The sequence below is a fragment of the Blautia intestinihominis genome (genome assembly GCF_040096655.1).
Taxonomy (GTDB): Bacteria; Bacillota; Clostridia; order Lachnospirales; family Lachnospiraceae; genus Blautia_A; species Blautia_A intestinihominis.
The window spans coordinates 1-988 of record NZ_JBBMEI010000188.1 but is presented as its reverse complement, the minus strand read 5'-3'; the positions used below and the strand labels follow the sequence as shown (position 1 = coordinate 988).

Sequence of the window (988 nt, the reverse complement as noted above, 5' to 3'; positions counted from 1 at the left end):
CTGAGAAAACAGGAAGAGCCGGAAGCACAGCGACTGGCCACTTCGTTGGAAATCTATGTTACAGGTTCTCTGAATGTGTTTAACCATCAGACAAACGTGGATATTAATAACCGTATTGTCTGCTTTGATATCAAGGAACTTGGTAAACAGTTGAAAAAGATTGGGATGCTTGTCATTCAGGATCAGGTCTGGAACAGGGTAACAATGAACCGTTCTGCTCATAAGTCCACCAGATACTATGTGGATGAGTTCCATCTTCTTTTGAAGGAAGAGCAGACCGCAGCTTATAGTGTGGAGATATGGAAGAGATTTCGTAAATGGGGTGGTATTCCAACTGGAATCACCCAGAATATAAAAGATTTATTGTCTTCCAGGGAGATAGAGAATATATTTGAAAATTCAGATTTTATTTATATGCTGAACCAGGCTTCCGGAGACAGGCAGATTCTGGCAAAGCAGCTGAATATCTCACCAACCCAGCTGTCCTATGTAACCAACAGTAATGAGGGGGAAGGACTTCTGTTCTATGGAAATGTCATTATCCCATTTGTAGACAGATTCCCGAAGAATTCCCTCTATAAAATCATGACAACCCGCTTAGAGGAGACCTCTGAAGCAGGTTAAATCAAAGGAGAAAACAATGTTACGAGTAATTTCATATGTATTAACTTTTAGTGGCGGTGCTGTTTTCGGCATCGCTTTTCTCTGCTTATTGCAGGCAGGGAAAGGGTATCCGAAGAAGGAGGAGTAAGTAGTGGCAGAACAGAGAATGAAAGTCAGGGACAAGAAAGTCCAGAAGATGACAAAGGATGGTCTGGTAGAAGAAAACCTGACAGATAAATCTTCTGTTCGTGTCAGTAACCGTGCCAGTGATGTGCAGATGGGAAGAAAACAGGGGGAAAAAGAAGAACACCTTGTGGATAAGTCTCCCCGCCAGTCTGAACGGAGTGGGAAAAATATTCGACCCTCTGTGCAAAAATCCAGAGAT

2 protein-coding genes are annotated in these 988 nt (G+C 42.5%); both read left to right on the top strand.

Annotated features, from left to right (window positions below):
- The coding region (locus tag WMO75_RS19605; RefSeq protein ID WP_349078820.1) for a VirB4-like conjugal transfer ATPase, CD1110 family at nt 1-624 on the top strand (624 nt) is incomplete at its 5' end.
- A gap of 130 nt (nt 625-754) precedes the next feature.
- Nucleotides 755-988: hypothetical protein (locus WMO75_RS19600; protein WP_349078859.1), on the top strand; the 234-nt coding region annotated here is incomplete at its 3' end.